At 44.1% G+C, this 6,981-nt stretch carries 5 protein-coding genes; 4 read left to right on the top strand and 1 reads right to left on the bottom strand.

Annotation, left to right across the window (positions count from 1 at the left end; all coding sequences use genetic code 11):
• Nucleotides 1-622: 622 nt before the first annotated feature.
• The 4 genes from Q0241_RS21260 (at nt 623) to Q0241_RS21245 (ending at nt 5,718) form a co-directional block, all read left to right on the top strand.
• Nucleotides 623-1,588, top strand: a complete 966-nt coding sequence (locus Q0241_RS21260; RefSeq protein WP_299381088.1) for a TAXI family TRAP transporter solute-binding subunit — start codon at nt 623-625, stop codon at nt 1,586-1,588.
• Nucleotides 1,589-1,788: 200 nt separating this feature from the next.
• Nucleotides 1,789-4,608, top strand: a complete 2,820-nt coding sequence (locus tag Q0241_RS21255) for a TRAP transporter permease (protein WP_299381086.1) — start codon at nt 1,789-1,791, stop codon at nt 4,606-4,608.
• A gap of 12 nt (nt 4,609-4,620) precedes the next feature.
• On the top strand, nt 4,621-5,049 hold the full coding sequence (locus Q0241_RS21250) for a universal stress protein (RefSeq protein ID WP_299381085.1): 429 nt from the start codon (nt 4,621-4,623) through the stop codon (nt 5,047-5,049).
• A gap of 267 nt (nt 5,050-5,316) precedes the next feature.
• Nucleotides 5,317-5,718 (top strand): DoxX family protein, encoded by a 402-nt coding sequence (locus Q0241_RS21245; RefSeq protein WP_299381084.1) that lies wholly within the window; start codon nt 5,317-5,319, stop codon nt 5,716-5,718.
• A gap of 72 nt (nt 5,719-5,790) precedes the next feature.
• On the opposite strand, the gene Q0241_RS21240 is transcribed toward Q0241_RS21245, so the two are convergent.
• Nucleotides 5,791-6,981, bottom strand: a 1,191-nt coding sequence (locus Q0241_RS21240) for a multidrug effflux MFS transporter (RefSeq protein ID WP_299381083.1), incomplete at its 5' end; no start/stop codon positions are given.

Genomic DNA, 6,981 nt, shown 5'->3' with positions numbered 1-6,981 from the left:
GAAAAAGGCGCGCCGGATACAAAGCAAAGAATCCAAAGTTTTAACGAATACCGGAAAGAAACAAATGTCTTCTGGAAGTCATGAGCTGTAGCATTCCCAAAGGATGGGTAGCTCTAGATTTTTTGAAAATTCTTGGTGTTGAGGTTGAAAAAAGAACAAATGTTATCTGTTGACTGTAAATATTACATACGCAACCATGTCAGCGGTAAAGAACTCATAAAGTAGTTCAATCAGACAGGGAAAAATGAATTGGCTATTTCTTTGGTGATTGGTTTGACGTAAGCTAAGCACATGAAACGAAAGTAGATTCGAAAAGGTAACAACGGATCCTAGATACTTTTCGTAGCGTTCTGAACTGTTTTGTTTTGGGACACTACTGCCAAAAATAATTATTTACCTGTCAGGATATAAAGAATTCTACGGTGCTTTTGCATCGAGGGAGTGTTGGGAATTTGTGACAAAGACCCAATGGTTAGGAAATTTAACTGTCATAAATTTGATGGTTAATCGTATTCGTTTGTGGTTCGGCACATGAATATGTCTGTAGGATAAACCAGCTGAAAAAGTTGATATCTTGCAGGATAGATAAAGTTAATAAAAAGCATGAAACCAAGGAGTAGGCATGTTTGTAAAAAAAATGGCAATGACAGCAGTAGCAGGTGCGGCACTGATGACGTCCGCAGCTTTTGCTGACACAAATCACGTTGTGATCGGTACAGGTGGTCAGACAGGCGTTTATTACGCTGTTGGTGGCGCTATTTGCCGTTTGGTAAATAAAGGTACGAAAGATCACGAGATCAACTGTACACATAAAACGGGCGGTTCTGTTGCTAATATTAATGGCATGCGCGCTGGTGATCTGGACATGGGTGTTGCTCAGTCTGATTGGCAGTACCATGGTTATAATGGCACTGCGCCAGATAAATTCCCAGATGGGGCTTACAAAGAACTTCGTGCTGTATTCTCTGCTCATCCAGAGCCATTTACAGTGGTTGCACGTGCAGATTCCGGCATCAAAACCTTTGAAGATCTAAAAGGTAAAAAAGTGAATGTGGGTAACCCGGGTTCTGGCGCACGCGCAACAATGGAAGTTGTTATGGGGAAAATGGGTTGGGCAATGAGTGATTTCGCTCTTGCGTCCGAGCTGAAGTCTTCAGAACAAGCCGCTGCTCTTTGCGATGGTAAAGTTGATGCCATTGTGTTCACAGTTGGTCACCCATCAGGCACGATTAAAGAAGCAACAACATCTTGTGATTCGAAGCTTATCAATGTTGATAACGACGTAATTCAGAAGCTTGCTGCTGATAATGATTATTACGCTATGACCACTATTCCTGGTGGCATGTATAATGGTTCTGATGATGACACGACAACCTTTGGTGTTGGTGCAACATTTATCAGTTCTACAGCAGTAGACGATGAAGTAGTTTATCAAATGGTGAAAGCTGTTTTCGATAACTTCAAGCGTTTCAAAAAAATGCACCCGGCATTTGAGAACCTGAAAGAAGAAGACATGATTTCTAAAAATCTGTCTGCACCTCTGCATGATGGTGCTGTTCGCTATTACAAAGAACGTGGCTGGATGTAATCAGTCGTCGTTAAATAAGGCGGGAAGGTTTTACTTTCCCGCCTTTTCTATAATTGTGTAACGGTTGCCTTTTAAATGTTCGTGTGACGTTTCCAGCCAGCATAATACTGTATTTTGGATTACACGAATGACAATCAAAAATAAAATTACCAAGGGTACCGTGTGATCAGCATCGGGCGCAGATAACAGGGATATGGGGTATGGCATCAGAAAATTCTGAAAGTGCAAAATTAAGTGACGAGGAATTACAAGACCTTGTCGCTTCTACGGATACGGGTGGACGTGTCCCATCTAATCAAAAGATAATCACATTACTTGCTGCAACAGCACTAATATGGTCGATTTTCCAAGTTTGGATTGCGTCCCCGTTACCATATACGATTGGATGGGGTGCTTTTTCTGGTCGTGAAGCGCGGCCAATACATTTGGCTTTTGCTATATTTCTTGCATTTTTGGCTTACCCCGCTTTTAAAAGTTCTCCACGGCGGAGGATACCTCTTGGGGATTGGGCCTTTGCGATTATCGGTAGCTTGTGTGCCTTTTATCTTTTTCTCGCAGATACAGCCTTAATAAAAGCGATCTCTGGCTCAAGATTATCAGATCGTTCTGGTAATCCGAATGATGTCGATATTGTTGTGGCAATTATCGGTATGGCTTTACTCCTCGAAGCGACGCGTAGAGCCCTTGGGCCCCCGTTGATGGTGGTGGCAATGGTTTTCCTTGGGTACACATTTTTTGGTCCCTATGCCCCTGATCTAATCGCTTGGAAAGGATCATCCTTTGGCGGAACAGTTGACCAACAATGGACATCAACCAATGGTGTTTTTGGTATTGCATTAGGCGTATCGACGGATCTGGTTTTCCTCTTTGTTCTTTTTGGCGCCTTACTTGATCGCGCAGGTGCTGGTAATTATTTTATCAAGGTTGCTTTTTCTTTGATGGGGCATTTCAGTGGTGGTCCTGCTAAGGCTGCGGTTGTTGCATCTGGCATGACTGGACTTATTTCTGGATCATCCATCGCAAATGTTGTGACGACGGGTACTTTCACTATTCCGATGATGAAACGTGTCGGCTTTAATTCAGAAAAAGCAGGAGCTGTTGAGGTTGCATCATCTGTGAACGGGCAGATCATGCCGCCGGTTATGGGCGCTGCGGCGTTCTTGATGGTGGAATATGTTAATATTCCATACTTCGAGGTTGTTAAACACGCCTTCTTGCCAGCGATAATTTCTTATATTGCGCTTGTGTATATTGTGCATCTTGAAGCACAAAAATTGCACATGAAGGGATTGACCCGTGCTGGTGAAGTTAAAACTGCGCGTGATGTTGTCTTGTCTTGGTTGATCTCTTTATCAGGGATTTTTGCATTGGCCGGGGGGCTGACATATGCTTCTGAGGCTTATCAGTTATTGCAGGGAACATCGGAAAGATTAATCGCGGTTTTGGCTATTTTAGTTATACAGTTTGGTATAATTAAAATGGTGAAAAACAAGGCTAATGTGAGCACCTATGCAAGAACGATTTCTACTGGTGCTGTTGTACTGGGTAATGCAGTTATCGTCTCTTTCGGTTTGTTCTTCTTGATCAGCTTTATTCAAGATACGGCAGGTGCGGAGCTTACACCTTGGGTTGTTGGGGCCTTGGTTCTTGTCGCCTATCTTTTCTTGGCAAAGTATAGCTCTGGGTATCCAGATTTGGAGATTGATGATCCAAATCAACCCATTGCGAAGTTACCAGAAGTCGGCCCAACGTTAAAATCTGGACTGCACTTCCTTTTACCTGTTGTGGTTTTGATCTGGTGTTTGATGGTTGAGCGGCTTTCACCAAGCTTATCTGCCTTTTGGGCCACTGCGTTAATGCTGTTTATACTTCTGACGCAACGTTTCCTTTTCGCAATGTTCCGGAATGAAGCAAAGAACGGAACCATCAAGCGAGGGCTTGACGAACTCGTTGAGGGTATGATTGCCGGTGGGCGCAACATGATCGGTATCGGCATTGCGACTGCAGCAGCCGGTATTATCGTCGGTGCTGTGGATCAAACGGGTGTTGGCGGTAAGCTAGCTGCTTTGGTTGAGTTCCTCTCACTTGGTCATATCATGCTCATTCTTTTCTGGACGGCTATTTTAAGCCTGATCCTTGGGATGGGCTTGCCAACAACAGCAAACTATATTGTTGTTTCGTCACTTCTAGCACCGGTGATCGTAGCCCTGGGGCAGCAAAATGGTCTTATTGTACCGCTTATTGCCGTACATTTGTTTGTGTTCTATTTCGGAATCATGGCGGATGTGACTCCTCCGGTTGGCCTTGCTTCCTTTGCTGCCGCGGCGGTATCTGGTGGCGACCCTATCCGGACAGGATTTGTTGCTTTCTTCTATTCCTTGCGAACAGCTTTGTTGCCGTTCCTGTTTATTTTCAACACTGACTTGCTGCTTATTGATGTCTCTCCATTAGAAGGGGTTCTTATCTTTATAATAGCAACGGCGGCGATGTTGATATTTACGGCGGGGTCACAAGGATACTTTTTTGCAAAGTCGAAGATGTGGGAATCAGCGGCGCTTCTTTTGATTGCATTCACATTATTCCGTCCTGGTTTTTGGCTGGATTACGTTGTCGCACCATATGAAGAGAGAGGTGGCGATCAGTTAATTCAGGCAATGGCCGATGTTAATCCTGGTGATGAACTTCGATTGTTGATTGATGGTACAGATGATGTTGGTGATGCGATTACTTTAACGATGCTTGTTAAAGTCGGAGATGAAGCTACGGGAGAAGAGCGTGTCGAAGCGTATGGTCTCGAGTTGCTTGAAGACGAAGGTAAAGTCATCGTTGATGGCGTTGGTTTTGATAGTGCAGCTGAAAAGGCCGGGTTTGATTTCGATCAGGTTATCACATCGGTTGGTGTGCCTGTTGAGCGTCCGGCAAAAGAGCTTTTTTATATACCTGCTTTCTTGCTTTTGGGCTTAATCATTATGCTGCAACGTCGCCGTCGTGATCTTCTTGCGCAAACTGCAACTGCTTAGTGGAGAAAAATAATGTTTAAACATATCCTATTGGCAGTCGATCTTGATCAGAAAGATAGCTGGGGCAAGGCTCTTCCAACCAGTGTTGAATATGCCAAGGCTTTTGGATCAACACTTCATATCATGACGGTTGTTCCCAACTTTGGGAGCAGCATTGTGAGCTCTTTTTTTCCGAAGGATCATGAAGAGCAGATGATGGAAGGCGCAAACAAAGCTTTGCATAAGTTTGTCGATGAAAACATTCCTGATGGTATCAAGGTTCAACACATTATCGGACACGGAAATGCCTATGAAGAAATTCTACGCATTTCGGAAAAGATAAATACTGATGTGATTATCATGGGGGCACATCGCCCACGGATGGAAGATTATCTGCTGGGACCAAATGCGGCGCGGGTCGTTCGTCACGCAAAGTGCTCTGTTCTGGTGGTTCGTGACTAATTACGGATAAACAACTTTAGCAAAAATATTTCAGGCCCGATCATGAAAATGGTGGGGCCTGTTTTGTTTCCCCCGACAGGTGATTTGTGGAAGCCATTGAAAAGATGGACCTTCTTTTTTCGTTGTGTCATCATGTTCGAAAGTTTTTTCTTTTGATGGGAACAGATCAAGGGACAAAGCAAGACGAAACAACAGATACGAAGAGCGCTTTTTCTGCCTTTGATAAAAAATGCTCTGGTAGCGTGAAGACGCTAGGGGGATAGATAGATGGGCCTTTTTCATAACACATCGCTGGGATTATTTCTTCTTCGCCTTGGTCTTGGTGGAATGATGATCTTGCATGGTATTCACAAGCTGGGAAATCCGGGATCAATTCAATTTATTGGCGGTAAATTGGCCTCTTTGGGATTACCTGAGTTTATGGCTTATGGTGTGTTTGTTGGTGAGGTGATTGCACCGCTGATGATTGTCGGGGGATTTTATTCACGACTAGGATCTTTTTTGGTCGCTGTTAATATGATTTTTGCGCTGGTGCTTGTTCACAGTCACCAACTCATGCTCTTGAACAATCAAGGTGGTTGGCAGTTAGAATTACAGGGGTTCTTCCTGATCTCGGCCTTGGCGCTTCTTTTTTCTGGTAGTGGTCGTTACGCGATTAAGCCTGATTAAAATTGTATCTGGTTAGAAAACTGGAAAGCAGCGCACACGATTTTTGTGCGCTGCTTTTGGTTTTTAAGATTGTTATGTAAGTTGCGTTTCTGACTGTCTTTCTATCCAAAGCATGATACCTAGCGAAATAAGGCCGAGGATGGCAAAGGAATAAACCAGAGGCAAAATCGTGGTGTCGTAGCTTTGGCCGATGGTGATACCGATTGCCATGCAGATGTATGTTGTGAGGGATCCAACAACGGCGGAACCAAGGCCAGCAAGCTTGCCAAGAGGTTCCATGGCAAGGGTATTGAAATTCCCGAATAGAATGCCGATACAAAAGAAACTCAACATCATATAGGCCATAAATGACCAAAGGTGTGGTTGTCCTGAGGCTAGGTTTGCCGGTACCAAAAAAAGTATGGCAAGAATGGTCATGGTGATCAGGGCAGTTTTTGACAACTTTCTCATACCAAATTTCATGACAAGATTGGCATTGGTCAGTGAAGCTGCGCCGATAGAAAGGGACAAGATCGCAAAGTAGATCGGGAAGAGCTCTGTTATGCCGTATATATCCTGAAAGATCTGTTGAGCACTGGTGAGATAACCAATAAAGGCCCCAAAAATAATGCCGGCAGCAAGAGTATAGCCTAGGGACTGTTTGTTGGTAAGGATCGTTTTTAAGCCATTCCAGAAGTGTCCGAAGCTCAAGGAAATTCGACTTGCTTTTGACAGTGTTTCCGGTTGTCTGCCTGCAAACCAGACAAGGACAATGCTCGCGAGTAGGAAGAAGCTATAGAAAATAGCCTGCCAGTCAAAGAGCATCATAATCGAAAGGCCCAAGGCTGGGGCAATTGTCGGCACTATAATAAAAACGGCCATAATAAAGGACATAATACGCGCCATGGCGCGGCCTTCGAATTGGTCACGGACTAGGGCAACAGAAATTGTCCTTGGACCAGAAGCACCGATGCCCTGAAGTAAACGTCCCAGAAGCATAATATTAAAGTCGCTGGCTGTTGCTGATATGATGGAACCGATGATAAATATGGTTAAACCACAATAGATAACCGGCTTCCGCCCAATACTATCTGACCAAGGACCAAAGAAAATTTGTCCGGTGGCCAATCCAAAAAAAATGATTCCGATGACGAGCTGTACATCGTTTGGGTTTGTCACGGCTAGTTGTTGCCCTAACAAAGGAAGGGCAGGCATAACGGCATCAATTGACAAGGCAACCAGTGACATTAAAAAAGCCATAAGGGCTATGAATTCCCCTGAGCT

It is taken from the genome of uncultured Kiloniella sp., assembly GCF_937128705.1.
In the GTDB taxonomy this organism is placed as follows: Bacteria; Pseudomonadota; Alphaproteobacteria; order Kiloniellales; family Kiloniellaceae; genus Kiloniella.
Note: the sequence above shows the minus strand (reverse complement) of the source record. Positions and strands in the feature narration are given on the sequence as shown.

Bases quoted from the DNA above. Each gene is read 5' to 3' on its own strand.
- Q0241_RS21260 (WP_299381088.1), top strand. From the start codon at position 623: ATGTTTGTAAAAAAAATGGCAATGACAGCAGTAGCAGGTGCGGCACTG.
- Q0241_RS21255 (WP_299381086.1), top strand. From the start codon at position 1,789: ATGGCATCAGAAAATTCTGAAAGTGCAAAATTAAGTGACGAGGAATTA.
- Q0241_RS21250 (WP_299381085.1), top strand. From the start codon at position 4,621: ATGTTTAAACATATCCTATTGGCAGTCGATCTTGATCAGAAAGATAGC.
- Q0241_RS21245 (WP_299381084.1), top strand. From the start codon at position 5,317: ATGGGCCTTTTTCATAACACATCGCTGGGATTATTTCTTCTTCGCCTT.